This window comes from Actinoplanes sp. NPDC049316, assembly GCF_040677315.1.
In the GTDB taxonomy this organism is placed as follows: Bacteria; Actinomycetota; Actinomycetes; order Mycobacteriales; family Micromonosporaceae; genus Actinoplanes.
On sequence record NZ_JBFAQM010000012.1, the window covers coordinates 1 to 20,424 of the forward strand.

At 70.3% G+C, this 20,424-nt stretch carries 21 protein-coding genes, 3 tRNA genes and 1 pseudogene; 19 read left to right on the plus strand and 6 right to left on the minus strand.

What is annotated here, in order from left to right; all coding sequences use genetic code 11:
* Positions 1-442: 442 nt before the first annotated feature.
* Positions 443-1,297 (minus strand): Rieske 2Fe-2S domain-containing protein, encoded by an 855-nt coding sequence (locus tag AB0K03_RS19605; RefSeq protein WP_364686786.1) that lies wholly within the window; start codon positions 1,295-1,297, stop codon positions 443-445.
* A gap of 93 nt (positions 1,298-1,390) precedes the next feature.
* Here AB0K03_RS19605 and AB0K03_RS19610 point away from each other — a divergent pair, with 93 nt between their 5' ends.
* The 4 genes from AB0K03_RS19610 to AB0K03_RS19625 all read left to right on the plus strand — a co-directional run bounded on the left by AB0K03_RS19610 (position 1,391) and on the right by AB0K03_RS19625 (position 4,696).
* Positions 1,391-2,248 (plus strand): MEDS domain-containing protein, encoded by an 858-nt coding sequence (locus AB0K03_RS19610; RefSeq protein ID WP_364686789.1) that lies wholly within the window; start codon positions 1,391-1,393, stop codon positions 2,246-2,248.
* Positions 2,235-2,705: an ATP-binding protein gene (locus AB0K03_RS19615; protein WP_364686792.1), complete on the plus strand. Its 471-nt coding sequence runs from the start codon at positions 2,235-2,237 to the stop codon at positions 2,703-2,705. The genes AB0K03_RS19610 and AB0K03_RS19615 overlap by 14 nt, the downstream gene beginning before the upstream one ends.
* Positions 2,702-3,781: a serine hydrolase domain-containing protein gene (locus AB0K03_RS19620; RefSeq protein WP_364686795.1), complete on the plus strand. Its 1,080-nt coding sequence runs from the start codon at positions 2,702-2,704 to the stop codon at positions 3,779-3,781. Before AB0K03_RS19615 ends, AB0K03_RS19620 begins: the two co-directional genes overlap by 4 nt.
* Before the next feature lie 84 nt (positions 3,782-3,865).
* The gene (locus AB0K03_RS19625; protein ID WP_364686798.1) at positions 3,866-4,696 is read left to right on the plus strand and encodes a hypothetical protein; all 831 of its coding nucleotides are present in this window, start codon (positions 3,866-3,868) and stop codon (positions 4,694-4,696) included.
* 233 nt (positions 4,697-4,929) lie between these two features.
* Here AB0K03_RS19625 and AB0K03_RS19630 read toward each other — a convergent pair whose 3' ends face one another.
* The gene (locus AB0K03_RS19630) at positions 4,930-6,264 is read right to left on the minus strand and encodes a deoxyribodipyrimidine photo-lyase (RefSeq protein WP_364687121.1); all 1,335 of its coding nucleotides are present in this window, start codon (positions 6,262-6,264) and stop codon (positions 4,930-4,932) included.
* A 1-nt stretch (position 6,265) separates the two neighbouring features.
* A complete protein-coding gene (locus AB0K03_RS19635) occupies positions 6,266-7,171 on the minus strand; it encodes a phytoene/squalene synthase family protein (protein ID WP_364686801.1) in 906 nt (301 codons plus the stop codon).
* A gap of 79 nt (positions 7,172-7,250) precedes the next feature.
* Between AB0K03_RS19635 and AB0K03_RS19640 the strand changes: the two genes are divergently transcribed.
* The 15 genes and pseudogenes from AB0K03_RS19640 to AB0K03_RS19710 all read left to right on the plus strand — a co-directional run bounded on the left by AB0K03_RS19640 (position 7,251) and on the right by AB0K03_RS19710 (position 17,431).
* The gene (locus AB0K03_RS19640) at positions 7,251-8,459 is read left to right on the plus strand and encodes a polyprenyl synthetase family protein (RefSeq protein WP_364687123.1); all 1,209 of its coding nucleotides are present in this window, start codon (positions 7,251-7,253) and stop codon (positions 8,457-8,459) included.
* Between the two features lie 225 nt (positions 8,460-8,684).
* The gene (crtI, locus tag AB0K03_RS19645; protein ID WP_364686804.1) at positions 8,685-10,199 is read left to right on the plus strand and encodes a phytoene desaturase family protein; all 1,515 of its coding nucleotides are present in this window, start codon (positions 8,685-8,687) and stop codon (positions 10,197-10,199) included.
* A complete protein-coding gene (idi, locus tag AB0K03_RS19650) occupies positions 10,196-10,798 on the plus strand; it encodes an isopentenyl-diphosphate Delta-isomerase (protein WP_364686807.1) in 603 nt (200 codons plus the stop codon). The genes crtI and idi overlap by 4 nt, the downstream gene beginning before the upstream one ends.
* Complete coding sequence (locus AB0K03_RS19655) at positions 10,788-11,810, plus strand: MerR family transcriptional regulator (RefSeq protein ID WP_364686810.1); 1,023 nt, start codon at positions 10,788-10,790, stop codon at positions 11,808-11,810. The genes idi and AB0K03_RS19655 overlap by 11 nt, the downstream gene beginning before the upstream one ends.
* A 601-nt stretch (positions 11,811-12,411) precedes the next feature.
* A tRNA-Glu gene (locus AB0K03_RS19660) sits at positions 12,412-12,484 on the plus strand.
* A gap of 49 nt (positions 12,485-12,533) precedes the next feature.
* Positions 12,534-12,607, plus strand: a tRNA-Asp gene (locus AB0K03_RS19665).
* 35 nt (positions 12,608-12,642) lie between these two features.
* Positions 12,643-12,719, plus strand: a tRNA-Phe gene (locus AB0K03_RS19670).
* Between the two features lie 110 nt (positions 12,720-12,829).
* Positions 12,830-13,033: a type II toxin-antitoxin system HicA family toxin gene (locus AB0K03_RS19675; protein WP_364686813.1), complete on the plus strand. Its 204-nt coding sequence runs from the start codon at positions 12,830-12,832 to the stop codon at positions 13,031-13,033.
* Positions 13,034-13,044: 11 nt separating this feature from the next.
* Complete coding sequence (locus AB0K03_RS19680) at positions 13,045-13,245, plus strand: type II toxin-antitoxin system HicB family antitoxin (RefSeq protein ID WP_364686816.1); 201 nt, start codon at positions 13,045-13,047, stop codon at positions 13,243-13,245.
* A gap of 332 nt (positions 13,246-13,577) precedes the next feature.
* Positions 13,578-13,760, plus strand: a pseudogene (locus tag AB0K03_RS19685) (IS3 family transposase); the annotation flags it as partial.
* Between the two features lie 276 nt (positions 13,761-14,036).
* A complete protein-coding gene (locus AB0K03_RS19690) occupies positions 14,037-14,618 on the plus strand; it encodes a hypothetical protein (RefSeq protein ID WP_364686819.1) in 582 nt (193 codons plus the stop codon).
* 7 nt (positions 14,619-14,625) lie between these two features.
* Positions 14,626-14,928, plus strand: a complete 303-nt coding sequence (locus AB0K03_RS19695; protein WP_364686822.1) for a hypothetical protein — start codon at positions 14,626-14,628, stop codon at positions 14,926-14,928.
* Complete coding sequence (locus AB0K03_RS19700; protein WP_364686825.1) at positions 14,925-16,241, plus strand: hypothetical protein; 1,317 nt, start codon at positions 14,925-14,927, stop codon at positions 16,239-16,241. The genes AB0K03_RS19695 and AB0K03_RS19700 overlap by 4 nt, the downstream gene beginning before the upstream one ends.
* A 414-nt stretch (positions 16,242-16,655) precedes the next feature.
* Complete coding sequence (locus tag AB0K03_RS19705; RefSeq protein ID WP_364686828.1) at positions 16,656-17,084, plus strand: ATP-binding protein; 429 nt, start codon at positions 16,656-16,658, stop codon at positions 17,082-17,084.
* Positions 17,085-17,125: 41 nt separating this feature from the next.
* The gene (locus AB0K03_RS19710; protein WP_364686831.1) at positions 17,126-17,431 is read left to right on the plus strand and encodes an STAS domain-containing protein; all 306 of its coding nucleotides are present in this window, start codon (positions 17,126-17,128) and stop codon (positions 17,429-17,431) included.
* A 164-nt stretch (positions 17,432-17,595) separates the two neighbouring features.
* On the opposite strand, the gene AB0K03_RS19715 is transcribed toward AB0K03_RS19710, so the two are convergent.
* The 3 genes from AB0K03_RS19715 to AB0K03_RS19725 form a co-directional block, all read right to left on the minus strand.
* Complete coding sequence (locus tag AB0K03_RS19715) at positions 17,596-18,711, minus strand: SGNH/GDSL hydrolase family protein (RefSeq protein ID WP_364686834.1); 1,116 nt, start codon at positions 18,709-18,711, stop codon at positions 17,596-17,598.
* 94 nt (positions 18,712-18,805) lie between these two features.
* Positions 18,806-20,020: a sigma-70 family RNA polymerase sigma factor gene (locus tag AB0K03_RS19720; protein WP_364687125.1), complete on the minus strand. Its 1,215-nt coding sequence runs from the start codon at positions 20,018-20,020 to the stop codon at positions 18,806-18,808.
* Positions 20,008-20,379 (minus strand): YciI family protein, encoded by a 372-nt coding sequence (locus tag AB0K03_RS19725; protein WP_364686837.1) that lies wholly within the window; start codon positions 20,377-20,379, stop codon positions 20,008-20,010. Before AB0K03_RS19725 ends, AB0K03_RS19720 begins: the two co-directional genes overlap by 13 nt.
* Positions 20,380-20,424 lie beyond the last annotated feature (45 nt).

A 20,424-nucleotide genomic window follows, 5' to 3' on the forward strand; every position in this document is an offset into this window, starting at 1 on the left:
TCCAACCAGACAATCAAGCCCGGCCGGGGTAAATCATCAATTGGCACTGGCTTATCAAGCACCCTGTTGAGTTCTCAAAGAACAACCACACACCGGTAAACTTGCCGCCTTACTCGGCGACCTGCCCCCGGGGCACTCGTTCAACTTTACTAGGTCTTCCTGGCCCTGTCAACCGGTATCTCCCGGTTCGTGCCGATCTGTCCTAGCGCACCCTTCGTCCCGGGCTCGGGGCGGTACCGCACAAGGCAGCATCGCTACGATCCCGAAGTTCGAAGGATTTGGCAGGACGGCCGGTGTAGCTGACCTCCCTGGTCTCCCAGGTCGTTCCGCTTGCCTCGCCCGTTTCCCTGCCGGCTCGGAGAACATTACCCCCTCGTTTCCGCACGGCCAAATCGGCCCCCCGTGTCCCGGGCCACAGACCGATGAGCTGGGAAAACGCGGATCAGGGCGCTGCGACCGACAGAACGCCGTCCTGGATGCGCGTACGGAGGGTGGGCTGGTCGGTGGAGGCGGGGCCGTGCAGGGCGACGCCGTCGACGAGCCGGAAGGTGCTGCCGTGCCACGGGCAGACGACACACGCGTCGGCCCCCGAACCCTCGACCTCTCCCTCGCCCAGCGGCCCGCCCTGGTGCCCGCACTGCTCCAGCATCGCGGTCACGTCGTCGCCGTGGCGGTAGAGGAGGACTCGTACGCCCTCGATCGTGCGTACCGTCGGACGGCCCTCGGGCAGCGAGGCGACCTCCCCGACCTCGGCCCAGTCGTCCGGGAGCTCGAAGAGCTGCGGAACGGCGACGTTCATCCCCGCGCCCTGCTGGTACGACAGGTGCCCGCCCAGGTAAGCCCCGGCGCCGGCCACCGAAAGTCCTGCGTACGCAAGAAGACGTCCGGTGCCCCACCGCCCGCTGTTGCGGGCCGAGAGCGACCACACGTAGAGGCCGAGCGCGACGGTGTTGGCCGCCGCGTGCACGAGACCGACCCGGCGCTGGTCCTTGGACAGCGACGACCAGTCGACGAGACCGGCGGCGATGGCCGGCGCCGAGGAGGCGGTGCCGACGGCGATCAGGGTGGTGGCCGCCTTCCGCTGGCCGGGCAGCGCGTCGAGGACCGCGGCGCTCATGAACGAGCCGACCGGGAGCTGGACGAGGACGGGATGCAATGGGTGGCCGAACCAGGTGCCGTGCAGGAGATCACGGAGGGCCCGTGGCTGGGCCACCTTCTGGACGGCGCTCTGGAGGCGGTTGCTGATGGCGTCCAGGGCGGTGGTCTTCTCGAGCCGGGATATCGTCTGCCGCAACATGGGTGAGTGGTACCCCGCTGGGGCTCGCCCATTCGCGGCGCATGAGGTCCGGTACGGACGGGTATGCAGCAACTCCGCGACCTGGGAGGACACATGGCGGCCATGACGCCGGTGGATCGGCTCGCCTCGGGCGACCATGCGTGCCTGACCTTCTCCGACCCGGAGGAACGGCTCGACATCCTGGCCGCGTTCGTGGCCGCGGGCCGGAGCCGGGACGAGGAGATCATCTGCTTCACGGACGCCGTCGGCGTCGACGATCTGCGCGCCGAGCTGCTCGAGCGTGGGATCGAGGGCGGTACGCAGCTCCGCGTGGTCAGCGCGGACCAGCTCTGGGGCGGTGGGGCGGCTCCCGAGGCGGCCACCATGGTGGAGCTCCTCGCCGGTGAGCTGCGGCGGGCGCTGGAGCAGGGGCGCAGCGGTCTGCGGATCACGGCGGACATGTGCTGGGCCGCCCGGCCGCAGGCGAACGCCGAGCAACTGCTGGTCTTCGAGTCCGAGGTGGCCCGGCTGTTCGCGGACGGGCGGTTGACGGCTGTGTGCGAGTACGACCGGGAAAGCTTCGACCCGGTCACGCTGGGCTATGCGTCCCGGGTCCATGCGCGGACCGTGGCGGCGCGGGTTTACCACGAGGACCCCGTACTGCGGATCTGCCGGCAGCACGTGCCTCCCGGCGTACGCGTGGCCGGTGAGCTGGACCGGACCCATGCGGGAGCGTTGCGCGACGCCTTGGCGGAGGCCGTACGCCTGGATCCGGACGTTCATCTGAACCTGAACCAGTTGCACTTCCTCGACCCGAGCGCGGCAGCGGTCATCCTGCAGACGGCGGCGAACCTGCCGGACGGTCGCAGTATGGTCGTGGTCTGCGCGGAGCGGGTCGAGCGGACCTTGATCGAAGCCGGCGCCACCGGGGTGCCGGCCCTGCGGATGCTGGTGCGCGATGGTGAACGCTGAACGGACCGGATCGGCGCCCAGGCGGGCCAGACAGAACCGGCCTCCCCGGGCAGGGGAACGACGTCCGCGGACGTCCGGTCCCCGGATCCTGCTCGATCAGGCGTTCGACGGGGACAACCTGGCCGCCCTGCGGACCGCTGTCGCGGCCCTGGCCCGGGATGTCGCGGATTCGGGTACGGCCGAGTCGGTCATCCTTGTCGCGCACGAGCTCTCCAGCAATTCGGTACGGCACGGCGGCGGCAGTGGCCGGCTGCGGATGTGGGTCGCCGGGCGCGCGGTGCACTGCGAAGTCAGCGATCAGGGCCCGGGCCTGGCCGATCCCGACACCGTGGGTCGTGAGCTGCCGGCGCACGCGGCGCCGGGCGGCCGGGGACTGTGGCTCGCCCGCCGGCTGTCGGACCTGCACATCTCGACCGGCGGCCGCGGCACGACGGTCACGGCGGTGGTCGCGCTTTGATCGGGTACGTCGCTCCCGGCTACGAAGCTGTACGGGAGGAGTTCGAGGCTCAGGCGTGCGGCGGGTCGGCGCTGTGCGTGCTCCGCGGCGGCGAGGTCGTCGTGGATCTGCGGGAGGGGTGGCGGGACGGCGCGCGTACCCGGGCCTGGGACGAGTGCACGCTGGTCAACGTCTATTCGGTGGGCAAGCCGGTGATCGCGCTGGCGGCGTTGCTGCTGGTCGATCGCGGGCTGGTCGGCCTGGACGATCCGGTCGCGCGGCACTGGCCGGAATTCCGGACCACTGCTTCCGTACGGCACGTGCTGACGCATACGGCTGGACTGCCGGTGTTTCCGGTGCCGAGGGACGCGTCCGCGTGGAGTGACTGGGAGCTGCTCTGCGGTGACCTGGCCGCCGCCGAGCCGGAATGGCCGCCGGGCACGGTTGCGGCCGAGCATGCGCTCACGTACGGGCACCTGCTGGGTGAGCTCATCCGCCGGGTGACCGGCCGCGAACCCGGCGCCTTCGTGGCCGAGGAGATCGCCCGGCCGTGGCGGCTGGATCTCGGCTTCGGGCTGGACGCCGAGGACCAGGAACGGTGCGCTGAGCTGGAGGTACGAGGGGCGGACTGGCCGGACAACGGGCAGAGCGAACCGGATTCGATGCGCGTACGGGCGGTCGCCAACCCCGAGGGCGCGCGGGACCTGGCGGTGGTCAACAGCTCGTTGTGGCGTACGGCGGTCGTGCCGGCCGTCAACCTGCATGCGACGGCCGCGGCGGTGGCGCGCTTCCATGCGGGGCTGCTGGCCGGTGGCGAGCTGGACGGGCATCGGCTGATCAGCGCGGATCTGGTGACGGAGATGACCTCGGCGCACTTCACGGGATTCGACCACTTCATAGGCCAGGAGACGACGTGGGGTCTGGGCGTGCAGCTCGAGCGTGACGGCACGTGGGGCATGGGCGGCCTGGGCGGCAACGCGGGATGGGCTGATCCCGCTCGGGGCCACGCCATCGCCTACGTCACCAGGCGGCTCGGTGGCTTCCGGCGGGTGGACGCGCTCGACGCCGCAATCTCCTCCGTACGACTTCTCAGCTGACCTGCGGCGCCGCCGATTCAGAACCCCCGCGGAAGAGGAACACCGAGAGGGGCGGTCATGAGGGGGCGATGGCAGGCATGGCTGGTGTCTGCCATCCTCATGGCCGCCTTCGCGGTGCCCGGGGCGTCGTCCGCGGGCAGCGCCGGCCTCACCGCGGCGCCGGCCGGCACCCGGGCCATGTGGCTCTGGGGCGCCGACCCGGCCGCGGAGGTCGTCGACTGGGCCGTGGCGAAGGGCGTCTCGGAGATCTTCGTGTACGTGTCGCCGGCCGTGCTCACCAACGGCGACCTGGCCCGGCTGCAGGAGATGAAGGTGCGGGTCGCCCCCTTCGACATCAAGCTGCGGGCGCTCGGCGGTGACCCCGGGTGGGTCACCGATCAGGCGGCCGCGCTCGCATGGCAACGAGCTGTGGTCTCCACCGGGCTCTTCTCCGGCATCCACGTCGATGTCGAGCCGTACGCCACCGAGGGCTGGACCACGGACCAGCGCGGCACGCAGACCGCGTACCTCGGGCTTCTGGACAAGATGCGTACGGCCGGCAGCCTGCCGCTCGATGCCGACGTTCCGTTCTGGTACGGCCAGTACAAGCTGGGCCGCAAGAACTTCGCGGACGAGGTGCTCCGCCGGGTCAACGGCGTGACCGTGATGAGCTACCGCGACACCGGCACGGGCGCGAACTCGATGCTCGACGTCAGCCAGGACTGGCTGGCGCGGGGCAAGGCGCTGGGCAAGCACGTACGACTCGGCGCGGAGACCGGGGCGCTGGCGGACTGCACGTACTGCACGTTCGCCGAGGAAGGCGCGACCCGGCTCGACGAGGAGCTGTCGAAGGTGGACGCGGCGACGCGAAGCACGGCGGCCTTCGGCGGGATCGCGGTGCACCACTACGGCGCTTGGCGGACGTTGCCCCGCTGAGGTTTCCGGCGTTCGTCCGGTGGGCAGATTGACGCCCGTCCTGCCGGGTCCGGCGGGATCGACGGCGCGGGCCCACCGCCCGTCCGGCTGGTCTCGGCGGGCGGACGGCGCAGGCCGATGCCCATCCCGCCCGGTTGCAGCGGGCAGGTGGCGCGGGTCCCGCCGGCCCAACAACGGACGAACGCAACGGGCCGGCAGGACCCGCCCTCCGCCCGGCGAACCGGACGGAAGCTTCACGGCCTCAGCCACACCGCCTCGTCGCGATGCGACTCGAGCGGTGCGGGATAGTCCAAGCCTGATCGAACCGTATCGGGCAGGCGCCAGGGTTGGTGCACAGCCTTCCCCGCGACCGAGGCCAACTCCGGTACGTAGCGACGAACGTACACGCCGTCGGGGTCGAAGCGCTCGGCCTGGCGGATCGGGTTGAACCGCCGGTAGGGCCGCGTGTCGTTGCCGGTGCCGGCGACCCACTGCCAGTTGCCCGAATTGTTCGCCACGTCGCCGTCGACGAGCCAGCGGAAGAACCACTTCACGCCGTCGCGCCAGTCGAGGCCGAGGTGCTTGGTCAGGAACGCGGCGGTGATGAGCCGGGCGCGGTTGTGCATCCATCCCTCCGCCTGCATCTGCCGCATCCCGGCGTCGACGATCGGCACGCCGGTCAGCCCGTCCTTCCAGTGCTGCAGCGCGTCCTGGTCGTACCGCCAGCCGGTGTCCCCGCTCGCGCGGTAGGGCTGCGTCGAGATCTTCGGGAACGCCTGGGTGACCTGATAGTAGAAATCGCGCCAGCCGAGCTGCCGCAGGAACGCCGCGGGTCCGGCGCCGTCCAGATCCCGCGCCCGGTTCGCCACGGCCAGCGGGGAAAGACAACCGAAGCGGAGGTACGCGCTCAGCCGTGACGTCGCATCGGCGGCCATGTCGTCGTGCAGATCGTCGTAGGTGTGGATGTGGCGCGGCCACGCCTTGAGCCGCCGCAGCCCCTCGGTCTCGCCGCCGTTGAGCGCCGCCGGCGACTCCCCGTCGGGAAGCGGCGGCAGAGGGGCGGCGGCCAGATCGGCGGGAAGGGCGATCCGCTCGGGAGTCGCCACCTCGTCGCGCCACTTGGCCGACTCCCACGCCCGGTAGTACGGCGAGAAGACCTTGTAGTGCCCATCCCCGCCACCGGGCCGCACTCCACCGGGGGGCACGACCGTGGTGCCGGGAAACAGACGGAGTGAGATGCGGTGCCGTTCGCATTCGTCGTTCAGTCGCTCTTCGCGGCGCCGGGCATAGGTGCTCACGTCCTGGGTGAGGGCAACACCCTCGGCCTGCACCTCCCGGGCGAGTCGCATCGTCTCCGCCACCGGCTCGCCCTCCCGGACGATCAGGTCGCCGCCGCGGGCGCGCAGGCTCTCGCGCAGATCGGCGAGGCTCTGATGCAGGAAGCGGGCCCGGTTGGGGGAGAGCTTCTGCAGCTGTGGGTCGAGGACGAAGAACGGCACGACGGTCTCCGCGCTGGCGCAGGCGGCGGCCAGCGCGGGATTGTCGTGCACCCGCAGGTCACGGGTGAAGAGCACGATCGCCGTGCGCATGTCAGCCACGCACCAGCTCGGGCACGGGGCTGCCGGGACGCGTCAGCAACGACCGGACGGCGACCCGCGCCCGGCGGCGGTTGGGGACGGTCGCCCGCCGGACGAAGACGTCGTAGTCGGCGGCGACCACCTCGTCGAGGATGCCGGCGTACAGCTCGAAGGCAGTCCGCATGCAGGCTTGCGAGCCGGGCAGCAGCAGCGGGATGCCGGGCGCCGCGGCGGCGTAGTGCTCGTCGGCGCGGGCCACTTCGGCCCGGATGAGGGCCTTGACGGCCGGGGTGGAGCGACCGGCGGCGCGAGCCGCGAAAAGGTCGTCGCGGGTGAGGCCGAACTCCGCGAGGTGCGCGTCCGGCAGATAGGTGCGGCCGCGGTCGAGATCCTCGGCCACGTCCCGGATGAAGTTGGTGAGCTGGAAGGCCAGGCCCAGCTGGCGGGCGGGCTCCCGGGCTGCGGCCGGGTCGGTGGAGCCGAGGATCGGCAGCATCATCGTGCCGATGACCGCGGCGGAGCCCTCCATGTAGTCGAGCAGGTCGTCATACGTCGCGTACGAGGTGACGGTCAGGTCCATCGCCATGCTGCGCAGGAACGCGTCGAAGTCGTCGATGCTCAGGTCGAACACCGCGATCGTGTGAAGCACTGCCGGCAGCAGCGGGTCGTCGACCGGCTCGCCACGCAGGCCGGCGAGGAAGCGCCCGGACCACTCGGTCAGACGCTCCGCCCGCTCGGCGGGGGGCAGGTCCTCGGTGCGGTCCACGATCTCGTCGGCATAGCGGGTGAAGCCGTAGAGGGCGTGCACATGACGCCGCTTCCAGGCGGGTAACAACCGGGTCGCCAGGTAGTAGGTGCGGCCGTGGCTGCGATGCAGCCGGCGGCAGCGTTCGTAGGCGGCTGCCAGATCCGTCTCCATCACGCCTCCAGAAAACAAATCGACTCACGAATCGACGCAACACGCAGCCTACGGTAATGTCGTCGTCGTGGCCAACGACATCCTCGAGGGCAACCCGCGCTGCGGGACCTCCCATCAGCCGATCCCCGCGGACGGCCTGGTGAATGCTGTCGAGGGGACGCTGGCCGACTTCCTGGCCAGCCAGATCGCCGCCCTCGACACCGTCGACCCGGCGCTCGGCGCGTTCGCTCGAACGACTCGCGACCTCGTGCTCGCCGGCGGAAAACGACTCAGGCCGACCTTCGCCCACTGGGGCTGGCGCGGCGTGGTCGGCTTCCGCGAGCCGGTCGACCCGGTGCTCCCCGCCCTGGCGGCGCTCGAGCTCATGCACACGTTCGCGCTCGTGCACGACGACGTGATGGACGCCTCGGACACCCGCCGCGGCCGGCCCACGGCGCACCGGCTCTTCGCGGCCCAGCACGGCAGCGCCGGCCGGCTCGGCGACCCGGACCACTTCGGCGAGACCTCGGCGATCCTCGTCGGCGATCTCTGCCTGATCTGGGCCGACCAGCTGCTCGCGCAGGCGGCGCTGACCACCTCGACGCTCTTCGCGGTGCGGGCGCGCTACGACCGGATGCGCGTCGAAGCAGTCGCCGGGCAATACCTCGACGTGCTCGGCGAGGCCCAGCCGCACGACTGGACGGTCGACCGGGCGTTGCTCGTGGCCCGGCACAAGACAGCGAGCTACACGGTGCAGCGACCGCTGCAGTTCGGCCTCGCTCTCGCCGGCCCGCCGGGCGCCGACGTCGCCGCGATCGACGACGCCTACAACCGCTACGGCATAGCGGTCGGCGAGGCGTTCCAGCTCTGCGACGACCTCCTCGGCGTGTACGGCGATCCCGCGGTGACCGGCAAGCCCGCCGGCGACGACCTGCGCACCGGCAAGCCGACCGCTCTTCTCATGCTCGCCCGCCAGCTCGCGACGCCCGCGCAGCGCGCCGAGCTCATCAAAGACCCCGCCGGAGCCGTCATCCCCGCCGACGGCTCCGGCGGCCCCCTCTCCCCCTGGGCTCCCCACGCCGACGACTCGTCGCGCCCGCTCGGCGTGGCGTCGCCCGGTGGCACGGACGAAGCGGTGGCGCGGCAAGCGGAGATCATCATCGAGACGGGAGCTGTGGCACGGATCGAGGCGATGATCCGGCAGCGGGTCGAGGAGGCGGTCGCGGCGCTGCACGACGCGCCGATCGACCATGGCGCCCGCGCCGCGCTGACCGACCTTGCCGTCACAGCGACCCACCGCCCAGCATGATGGACATGGTCACGCTTCGGCACCCCGATCCCGGTCCATGCGACATCACGGCGCCGAGACCGGCGATGAACGTGTTCGCCGGGCAAGTGGTCCCCCGTCGAGCCGCCGACCACCGAACTTTCCCCGCGAGCCGCCGACGAGAGGCTTCTCCCCGCGAGCCCTCGAGATCGACTTCTTCCTCGAGCCCCGACCGGCGGCTCGCCGACCCCCTCTGGAGCTGGTGACGTGCGAAGAGTGACCGGACCGACCGACCGAGTCGTCGTCGTCGGTGCTGGACTCGGCGGCCTGGCCTGCGCGCTGCACCTGGCCGCCGCCGGGCGGCAGGTGACCGTCGTCGAGCGGGAGGCGGTGCCCGGCGGCCGGGCCGGCCGGCTCTCGGTCGACGGGTACGAGTTCGACACCGGCCCCACTGTGCTGACCATGCCGGAGCTCATCGCCGAGCCCCTCGCCGCCGTCGGGGAGAAGCTGTCCGACTGGCTGGAGCTGACGCCGCTCGACCCGGCGTACCGGGCGTACTACCCGGACGGTTCCACGCTGGACGTGAAGACCGACACCGTTCGGATGGCCGCCGAGATCTCACGTGTCTGCGGGCCCCGGGAAGCCGACGGCTACCTGAGGTTCGTGGACTTCGCCCGCGATCTGTGGCGCCTGGAGCGCGACAACTTCATCGACCGCAATCTCGACACCCCGCTCGACCTCATCAACCTCAACCTCGTCAAGCTGCTGGGGATGGGCGGGTTCCGGCGGCTCCAGCCGAAGATCAACGAGTACTTCCGGGATCCGCGTACCCAACGGATCTTCTCCTTCCAGGCCATGTACGCCGGCCTGGCGCCGCACGACGCTCTCGCGATCTATGCGGTGATCGCGTATCTCGACTCGGTCGCGGGGGTGTTCTTCCCCCGCGGCGGCATGCACGCCGTGCCGAAGGCCCTGGCCGGCGCCGCGGAGAAGCACGGCGTGCAGTTCCGGTACGAGACGACGGTGACGGCCGTGGAGACCGCCAACGGGCGTGCGACCGGCGTACGGACCGACACGGGCGAACGCATCCCCGCGGACGTCGTCGTGCTCAACCCCGACCTGCCGGTGGCGTATCGCGACCTGCTGCCGGAGAGCCGGCGTCCCCGCAAGCTCCGCTACTCGCCGTCGTGCGTGGTGCTCCACATCGGATCGGACCGCGCCTACTCGAAGATCGCGCACCACAACATCCACTTCGGCGCCGCGTGGCGCGGCACCTTCGACGAGGTGATCCGGCAGGGCCTGCTGATGAGCGACCCGTCGCTGCTGGTCACCAACCCGAGCCGCAGCGACCCCGGCGTCGCGCCGGCCGGGCGGCAGACGTATTACGTGCTCGCCCCGACGCCCAATCTCGACGTCGCGCCGTTCGACTGGAGCGGCGGGCTGGGCAGGCGGTACGCCGACGACCTGATGCGGGTGCTGGAGCAGCGCGGGTACGTGGGCTTCCGGGACGGCGTCGAGGTCGAACGGATCATCACGCCGGACGACTGGGCGGCGCAGGGCATGGCGGCCGGAACGCCGTTCGCCTCGTCCCACACGTTCGCGCAGACCGGCCCGTTCCGGCCCGGGAACCTCCACCCGACCCTGCCCAACGTCGTGTTCACCGGGTCGGGCACGCAGCCGGGTGTGGGCGTACCCATGGTATTGATCTCCGGAAAGCTGGCGGCCACCCGCGTCGCCGGACCGGCCGGGCAGCAGGGCGACATCGTCGGGAGGTCCGCGTGAGCGGGACGCACGGCGGGGACACCGTTACCGGCTCCCGCGAGACCCATCTGGTCGAGCTGGTCGACCCGGACGGGCATGCGGTCGGGCAGGTGACGGTCGACGAGGCACACGCCGCCCCCGGCATGCTGCACCGGGCATTCTCCGTGTTCCTGCGCGATCCCGCGGGCCGGGTGTTGCTGCAGCAGCGGGCCGCCGTCAAGACCCGGTTCCCGCTGCGCTGGGCCAACACGTGTTGCGGCCACCCGCTGCCGGAGGAATCCCTCCAGGTGGCGGCCGGCCGGCGGCTCGTCGAGGAGGTCGGCGTGGACGGGGTGCCGCTCACCGAGGTCGGCGTGTACTCCTACTACGCGGAGGACCCCACCACCGGGCGGGTCGAATACGAGTACGACCACGTGCTGGTCGGCGAGGTCGGCGCGGACCTGGCCGTACTCGCCGACCCCGACGAGGTGGCGGACGTCCGCTGGGTGCCGCTCGACGAGCTGGGACAGGCGATCGCGCGGGAGCCACGGGCGTACGCACCCTGGCTCGCCGGGGTCACCGAACGGCTCCAGCATTTCCTCGACCGTACGGACGCGGCGGAGTCCTCAGGTGGCCGATGAGGCCCTGACAGCGGGAGCGGTGGCGCGCCGGCTCGGCGTCGCCGTCACCACGCTGCGCACCTGGCACCAGCGGTACGGGCTGGGCCCGAGCCGGCACGTCCCCGGGCATCACCGCCGGTACACCCCGGAGGACATGGACCGCCTCCAGGTGATGCGCCGCCTCACTGCGCAGGGAGTGCCGCCCGCGGAAGCCGCCGCCTGGGCTCGCCGGGTCCCCGTGCCGATCGACATGCCGGAGACCGGGATCGCCGCCCAGCCGGACGCCCGGCCCGAGCTTCCGCCCGGCGAGGCCCCGCCGCAACGTACGCGCATCGACGCGATCTGGCCCGAGCTCACCGGACGGCTCACCGTCACGACCCGTGACGGCGGCGGGCACGCCATCCGTACCGGCCGGGCCGGTCCCGCCGCCCGCGGCCTGGCCCGCGCAGCGATGCGCCTGGACGCCCCCGCGCTACGCGACATCCTCGAGATGGCCGTGGTCAGCCGCGGTGTGGTCGCCACCTGGGACGAGGTCATCATGCCGGTGCTCGTCGGCATCGGCGACCGGTACGAGGCCACGAAACGCTTCATCGAGGTCGAGCACCTGATGTCACGTGGTGTGACGGAGGTGTTGAGCGCCGTCCCCCGCCCACCGAGCTATCGCGATCCCCGCGTGCTGCTCGCCGCAGCGGACGAGGAGCAGCACACGCTTCCCCTCGAGGCGCTCGCTGCCGGCCTGGCGGAGCGCGGCGTACCGACCCGGCTTCTGGGCGCCCGGGTGCCACCCCAGGCACTGGCGGACGCGGTGACGCGTACGGGCCCCATCGCGGTGGTGCTGTGGTCGCAGCTGCCCGAGACGGGCGATCCGTCGCAATGGGACCGGCTGCTGTCATCGGGGCACGCCCCGCTGCTGTCGGCGGCCGCGGGGCCGGGATGGCCGGCGGAGGGCCTGCCGGAGGGCGTCGTACGGCTCCGCAGCCTCGGCGAAGGAGTCCATCTGATCTCGGCCGCGGTGACGCCGGACGCGGTGTGAGCAAAGCTGCCGAGGACCGGCATCCGGGGGTGTCTGCCGCGGGGCGCGGCGAAGGAGAGGGCTGACGCCGGGAGCCGGGGTCTGCCGTCACCAAGCGGGCGAGCCGGATCTCCCCTCGCCGAGCGAGCCCGCGGCGCCGGATCTGTCTTCACCGAGCGCGCGAGCCCCGGTCGCCGGGTTCGCCTCGCCGAGCGGGCGACCCCGGCGACCCAGATGCCTTCGCTGAGCACGAGCCGAGCGGGCGACAGCGACGGCGCGTCGGCTCGCGCCCACAGGCGCAGAACGGGCTACACCGGCAGCGCGTCGGCGTCACGGGCCCCGGAGCGAACGGGCGACGCCCGGTGCCCGGTGAAACGAGTGGCCGGCGCTCGAAGACGGTGCAGGGCGGAGCACGTCGGCGATTCCCCGCCAGTGGCGCTCGGCACACCATCCTCCCCTCGCCTCTCGGAGGGCCGACGTTTTCGCTGGTCAGGGGCTTGCCACGGCGAGGGGGATACCGGTTTGGATGACGGCCCCGGCATCACGTATGCTTTCCAAGCCTCAAGCGGGGCCGGTTGGGGCCACACCGCAGGAATTGCCGATGTGCAATGATGGCGGGGTTGCCCTCATCGTCTAGTGGCCTAGGACGCCGCCCTTTCAAGGCGGTAGCACGGGTTCGAATCCCGTTGGGGGTACGGACCACCTGGGTCAGTGCAGGTGGTAGAAAAGAGCAGCACCAAGCAAGGTCCTGTGGAGCAGTTGGAGTGCTCGCCGCCCTGTCAAGGCGGAGGTCGCGGGTTCAAGTCCCGTCAGGACCGCAACAAGCCCAGCCGCAAGCATCAACCGCGGCAACGGCCAGGTAGCTCAGTTGGTACGAGCGTCCGACTGAAAATCGGAAGGTCGGCGGTTCGACCCCGCCCCTGGCCACCAAGTCCTTCGCCGGGCTTTGAGCACCGCCCACCTGCGGAAACGCACGGTGGGCGTTTTGCTGTCAAGACCGCGTCTTCCGCAATCCGTCACCGCGACCAGGAAGTGGTGATATGCCGTTCAAGGTGCGGGAGATGATTCGGATGATCGAATCGGACGGGTGGGTGCTGGTCGCCACGCGCGGCAGTCACCGGCAGTACAAGCATCCGTCGAAGCCGGGCCGGGTCACGATCGCCGGCAAACCGAGCCGGGACTTGCCGCCCGGCCTGGAGCGAAGCATCCTGAAACAAGCGGGACTGACTGGGGGCACACCGTGAGCGCATATGCAGTGATCATCGAACGCGCCGAGGACGGCGGATTCGGTGCCTGGTCGCCGGACCTGCCCGGCTGCGTCGCCTTGGGCGACTCCCGCGAGGAAGCGTTGGACGAGATGCGCGGCGCTATCGCCTTCCACCTGGAGGGCTTGCGCGAGGCCGGCGAACCGGTCCCGGCGCCCACAGCTGAAGCGGTGGATTTGATCGCGGCGTGACGCACGACGGGCCGATGGTGCACGTTCAACACACGCGGCCCGCTCTCACCGCTCTTGAGCTGCGCAGACATCCCTCGCTGAAAATCGGAAGGTCGGCGGTTCGACCCCGCCCCTGGCCACCAAGCCTTTCGCCGGGCTTCAACGGTCCTCACCTGCGTTTCCGCAGGTGAGGACTTCGCTGTTCTAGCGACGAAGAATCTTGGCACAGTGACCGCAGGCACTACACCAGCGCCCAACACGCCCGCCTCGCGAAGCGGCACGGCGTGCTGCTCTGAGCGTGGGCCGGCGCGGGCAATGCTGGGACAACGCCGTCGCCGAATCGTTCTTCTCGACCCCTGAAGACGGAACTGATCCACCGGCAGCCGTGGCCCACTCGCAAAGCCGCTCACCAGGCGACATTCGAGTACGTCGAGAGCTGGTACAACACCCGACGTCGGCACTCCAGCCTCGGCTACCTCAGCCCCGCCGCTTACGAAGGCGGCACGTCATCAGCGTGCTACCCGCGCTCAAGGTAGCCTGAAGATCAACTCATGGACCCTGTCCATCGAAACGGGTCAAGCCCATGCATCGACGCGCGGATCGGGGGACAGAGCGATGCAACATGAAGATTCGTGGCGCCCAGACGTGGACGTCTCTTCGCCTGATCGTTCGGTGCGGTTGCTCGTTGATCGCCGGGGCCGGCTCTCGGTTGAGCTTCGGGACCTGGAGCGGCACAGCGAGTCGTCGTTGGCTGGTCAGGTTCGCGCTGCTGCCCGGGTCGCGCTGGCCTCCTTGCAGGACGATCCGCGTCCGTGACTCAGACCCGGTTGTCTGCGATCGCTGGGTTCAGCATTCTTGCCCTGATCGTCGCTGGCGCTGCCCTCTGGCAGCTCAACCCGTTCCGTGACCAGCCCGCCTGGGTCCCTACGTGCTCCGATCTGGCCGCTCCGATGCAGGCGGCCGCGGGAGGCGCGTGGGCGACCGCCGATAGAGCCGGTAGAGACGATGATTCCCACCGGGCGAGCGACTCCTCGGCCCTGTGTGACCTGGCGTTCACGTCGGCCGACCAGCGGTTCAGCGGCACTGTCAGCGTACGCATCAGCGGTATGACCGACGATGATGAAGCGCGCCGGGAGGCGCAGACCGGGGACTGTCCGGGATCGGCGTGGCCCGCCGCAGTGCCTGCCGGATACGCGGCGCTGCGTGCCTGCAACGCTCTCGTCGGCGAACGGATCAGCAGCTCGATCAGGGCCGCAAAGGGTCAGCGGTCCCTGAGCGTGACGCTGCGTACGTCCATTCCCGCCGGCAGCCCAGTCGAAGACGTCGCTGGGTTCGCTCAGGGCACGCTCGCCAAGCTTGCCGACCTAGGTCTCACCCTCCCCGAAAACGGATAGGGCTGACGTGAACAAACTTTATCGGTACTTCGACGCCGTGACCGCCATCCGAGCTCATGGCACCTCGACCGGCGGATGGGTCAATGTGACCCGAGCTGAGGACGGCCACCTTGACGTTCGCGTCAGGCCCGGGATGTTACGCCGACTCGACGAACGCGAAGTGGCCGCCGAGATCCGAACCGCGCTGCTCGCCGCCCTCGCCGACCATCGGCGCCAGTACGTCCGGCTTCGCCTGGACTACTTCGGCTCACCGGTCGGCGCGGCGACCACCGAGCTCAACGAGATTGCCAACACCACCGGACCATCATGACCAACCTGTCCGCGCTTCGCGTCGAGTCCCAAGCGTTGGCCGCCTTCGGCACCGAACGGTACGAGGACGCCGTGACGTACGGAGCCATCCGGCGGTACCTCGACGACATCGGCGCCATCCCCGCCGAAGCCTGGGGGACCTTGCCCGGGGTCTCCGACAAGCTGGCCCGCGACTGGCAGACCTCACTCGGTTACCGCGTCGACGAGGCCATCAGCGCCCGGAGCGAAATGGAGCGGATGGCTGACGGCCTGCTCCAGGTCGCCGCCGACTACGAGGGCACCGACATCACGGTCGCGGCCAGCTTTGATGTGGTCAACCAGGACCTCAGCCCGTACCTGCCGGCCGCCGACGGTTACACCTCCCAAATCAGCGTGCACCACAGCGGAGCCGGAGTCATCGCCCCCACAGAGCCACACCAGACCGGCTACGAACGCCCGACCGTCATCATCCCGTCCGGCAACGACAAGCTCACGGCTACTCGCCACGAAACTCTGCCCAGCACGAGGATCGTCGAGGAGCCGCTGACCGTCGGCACCAGCGACGGAAACAACCTGGGCATCGGCGGTGGCCGCACAACCTACTACGAAAACGGCGCGAAGGACCCTCTCGACCAGTTCGTCAACGAATACCGCAGCGAGCTGCTGCAACTGGAAGGGCTGCTGACCGAACTCGGCACCGGCCAGCGCATGCCACTCAGTGATCTCATCGTGCATGCCTGGCGCAGCGCACCAGAGGTCATCCGTAACCGGGCAGACCTCATCCACTCCGTCGCCAACACCTACAGCGAGACCGGCACCAACTTCAGCGGCGAAACCAAGCGACTGGAGCTCTACTGGGAAGGCACTGCCTCCCAGGCTTTCAGTCAGCACGCGCAATCCGTCAACACCTGGCTGAGTCAGATCCAAGCCCAGGCCGCATGGCTCGCCGAGGAAGGCAAGAAGGCAGCTTCCATGCTGGAAGGCCTCCGCAATGCCTACGCCACCGCCGGCTTCGAACGGATCGGAACACTGCTGGAAGCCATGAAATCGTATATCGAGGCCGTCCAAAGCCCGTTCAGCGCGTGCAGCAACCCCGAGAAGGCCTTCCTAACGGCCGTGGACGTCTTCACCGGCTTCCTGCTCGACGCCGAACGCAACGCCGTCGTCCTCGCGGCCACCCTCCTGAGAATCGACGAACAGGAGCGCAGGGAACGCCCTGATATCGGCACTCGCGGCCACGATGCTGTCCCTGCACCAGCCAGCACCGTAGGTGGGAACTCTTGGACAGATTCCAAGAGCTGGAAGGCTAACCCTTACCGGCCCAACCAAGCATGATCGCCTAATGGGGCAGAACGGGAAGTGGACCAAGATGCGCTTGCCCTCGCAGCTACAGCACTGATCGAGGGATCGCCTCGAGCACCCCAGCCCTCTGCCGCCCGGCCTCGCGCGCACCCGATTCACCCAGCCAGCCCGCGCCGGCGGCCTCCCCCACACACGCCCGACCCGGGGCGCACCCGACCTCCGCCCGACCGGCCCACGCAGCGCACATCCGCACCGGCCCCGAGACCCCTGGCCTCCGCCCGACCGACCCACGCACACCCGACCTTCGCCGCGGCCTCCCCAACCGGCAACAGCCACCGACCACGAGCGGCCCCGATCGCTGGTCTCATGCGAGAGCGTCGGGCATCCCACGGCGGCAGATGATGGGCGAAATACATGATCCGCGAGCCCTTCGGGCAACAGAGAGTCATGCCTTCACTCAGCGCCCAGCTGCCCCCGCCGATGACCGAGCTCCGCCGGTGGGTGCTGGACAGTCCCGCTCAGCTCAAGCTTCTGCGCGCTTCCCTGCACGAGGCCGTCACCGGCGAGGCGCTCGCCGACGGGGCCGCCCTCGACGAGGTACCGGAGAAGGTCTGTCTCGTTGCGACGGAGCTGGCCACCAACGCTCTGCGACACGGGTTGCCGCCGACTACCGTGCGGCTCGGGCGCTCCGGTGAGCGGTACGTGCTCGATGTCGCAGATCAGGCGCCCGAGGCGGTGCCGCAGTTCAGTGAGGGGCGGCCGCTCGGGCAGGGTGGGCTGGGGTTGCAGCTGGCGAGGAGGTTCGCGTTGGAGATCGGGTGGTATGTCCAGGGTGACAGCAAGCACGTCTGGGCCGAGTTCCCGATGCCCCGCTGACCTATGATCGCAGGACGATTGATCAAGTCAGAGGGTTGTGCGTGACCGAGCCGAGCTACCAGATCACCCGGGAGGCGGGTGCCGTCAGGCTGTCCGGCGACCTGGACATCAACGCCCGTGAGGAGCTGCGGGACGTTCTCGTGACCGCCGTACGGGAGGACGGGTCCGGCGTCGTCGTGGACTTCGGTGACACGGCTTTCCTCGACAGCGAGGCGATGGGCGCGCTGATCGAAGGCCTTCTGGCAGCGAGGTCCGCCGGGGTGAAGATGTCGATCGTGAACGCGCGCGGCCTCGTGCACCGGGTGCTCGACGTCTCCGGCGTACTGGACATGTTCGAGACCAGCTGACGCTCGGCGAAAGCGGGCCGGCGAAAGCGGACCGGCGAAAGCGGGCCGGCGAAAGCGGGCCGGCGAAAGGCGCGGTCACCCGAAGCGCGATCGCCCAAAGGCGCGATCGCCCGAAAGCGCGGTCACCAAGAGCGCGGGCGGCAGGAAGAGCAGCGCAAGGACGGTCAGATGTCGAGCAGGTTGCCCGGGCCCGTCCAGCGCTGGACCACCCGCGTCCGTGTCTGCAGCTCGCCGTTCACCCGTACGCGATAGGTCTGCTTGGTCTCCCGCAGCGTCATCCATGCGCGTACGCGTCGCTTCACGCCGTTGGTCTCCACCGTGGTGGTGCGCAGCGTCCAGGAGCGGCATTCCGTGCGGTGGTGCCGCTCGCCGTTGATCATGACCTTGGTGGCGAGGCAGCGGACCGTGCGGGTCATCAGGTACGGGTTGGGGCCGGTGTCGCCGGAGGTGCCGAAGACGCGGGACATGCCGCGGTACCAGTTCCACGCCATCTTCGAGTAGCCGAAGTCGTTGGGGTGGTGCAGGTCGTGGAGGTCGATGCCGGCCACCGACGACTGGTCGACGACCGTGATGCGGTCGTCCTGCTTCGCCGCGACCAGCTGGGGGATGAGCCGGTTGTAGGAGCGGTCGACGGCCGCCTCGCGCGGTACGCGGCTCGTGATGATCTGGGCGACGAAGATGTACGCCGCGGGCCGGGCCGTACGGATCTGGTCGATCATGGCGGAGAGCTTGCGGGCCGTGGTGGTGGCCGAGTCGCCCTGCGTGATGTTGTTGGTGCCGGCGTGCAGCAGGACGATGTCCGGCCGGTACGCGTCGAGCCAGCCGTCGAGCTCGGCGGAGAGTTCGTCGATGGTCCAGCCGCCGTGGCCTTCGTGGTTGATGTCGCTGCCCGTGCCGTTCCGCTGCGACCCGACGTAGTTGATCTCCATGCCGCCCCTGATCAGGCGGTCGGCCAGCGCCATCCGGTACGAGCTGCGCGTCGGTGAGCCGGTGCCGCGGGTGATCGAGTCGCCGAGCGGCATGACGCGGGTGGCCTCGAAGTCGTTCGTGCCCGCGTCGGAGGTCGGCGTCGTGGTGAAGAGCTGGGCCGGGGTCGACGCCATCGGGACGGACCAGGGCTGCGCGGGCACGGAACGCTGCACCACAGCGGGTGGAGGGGTGTCCGCGGCGGCCATGTGCGTGCCGCCGATGCCGGCGACGAGACCCGCGGCGAGCAGGCCCGTCATCGCCTTGACACCGAACCGGCGCGCTCCGGACCATTCCTGCTCGCGTACCCCCACGACGTGCCCCCATCGATCGCCGGCAGCTCAGACATCCGAACCATCGGCGGCGTGGCCCACGACACGATTTCGAGCAGGTAGCCGCAGGTTGTGATCACGGTGCAGGAAGACGGGCGGCGCGGGCGGTCAGGTACCGACGTTCGGGCACGCTGAGCGTCCGCCGGGCGGCTTCGAGGTAGACGGACCGGGCGGCGGCGAGGTCGCCGGTTCGCTCCAACAGGTGAGCCCGAACCGCGGCCACCCGATGGTGTTCGCCCAGCCCTGCCGCGTCGAGCCGGCGCAGCGCCTCGGCCGGCCCCCGTACCTCGGCGAGCGCGACGATGCGGTTCAGCGTCACCATCGGCCCGGGCGCGAGCGCCTCGAGGATCGCGTACAGCCGGAGGATCTGCGGCCAGTCGGTCTCCTCGGCGCGCGCCGCCTCCGCGTGGACCGCCGCGATCGCGGCCTGAAGCTGGTACGGCCCGATCGGCGCGCGGGCCAGCGTCTCGGTGATCAGGGCGGTCCCCTCGGCGATCGCCGCGCGGTCCCACAGCGACCGGTCCTGCTCGGCGAGCGGCACCAGGGCGCCGTCGGGTCGCGTCCGCGCCGGTCTTCGCGCGTCCGTGAGCAGCATCAGCGCGAGCAGGCCGGCCGTCTCGCCGTCGTCCGGCAGCCGGTCCCGCAGCTGCCGGGTCAGCCGTACGGCCTCGGCCGTCAGCTCGACCCGGTGCAGCCGCGCGCCCGAGCTGGCCGTGTACCCCTCATTGAAGATCAAATACAGCACCTGGCGTACGGCGGCCAGCCGCGTCTCGAGCTCGTCCGGCGGCGGCAGCGCGAACGTGGCCCCCGCCTCCCGGATCTTCTGCTTCGCCCGGCTGATCCGCTGCCCGGCCGTGGATTCCGGCACGAGCAGGGCCCGGGCGATCTCGGCCGTGGTGAGCCCGCCCACCGCTCGGAGGGTGAGCGCGACCTGGGAGGCGGTCGTCAGGGCGGGGTGGCAGCAGAGGACGAGCAGGGTGAGTGAGTCGTCGACCGACGGCACCACCGCGGCGGGAGGCTCGTGGCTCACCGCGTCCTCACGGCGGCGCCGGGCGTTCTCGCTGCGCAGCACCTCGATGCGGCGCCGGGACGCGACGGTGATCAGCCAGTTCCGCGGCTGCGCCGGGATGCCCTCGGCCGGCCACTGCTGGGCGGCGGCGAGCAGGGCCTCCTGGACGGCGTCCTCGCACGTGTCGAAGTCGCCGTACCGGCGCACGACCGCTCCCAGGACCTGCGGCGCGTACTCGCGCAGCAGCTCCTCGAGGGTCGCCGGGGCGCTCAGAACTCCCAGCCGCTCATGTCGAGGACGGGCCGCACCTCCACCTGCGTGTACGCGGCGTCCGGCACCTTGGCCGCCCATGCGACGGCCTCGTCGGCGTCCGCGCAGTCGATCAGGTAGAACCCGGCGAGGTGTTCTTTGACCTCGGCGTACGGGCCGTCGGAGGCGATCGTGCGGCCCTCGCGCACGGAGACCCACGTGGCCAGCGACGGGTCGGCGAGCCCTTCCGAGGCGACCAGCACACCCGCGTCGGCCATCTCCTGGGTGAGCTTGAGGTGCCCGACGCCGAAGTCGGTGCGCTGCTGGTCGGTGAGCGTCTCCCAGACGGCGAGGGAGCGCTCGTTCGACTGGATCAGGATCAGGTATCTCATCGTTGCTCCAGGGGTTCGGTTGGATCCTCCACCCGTGATGTCGAA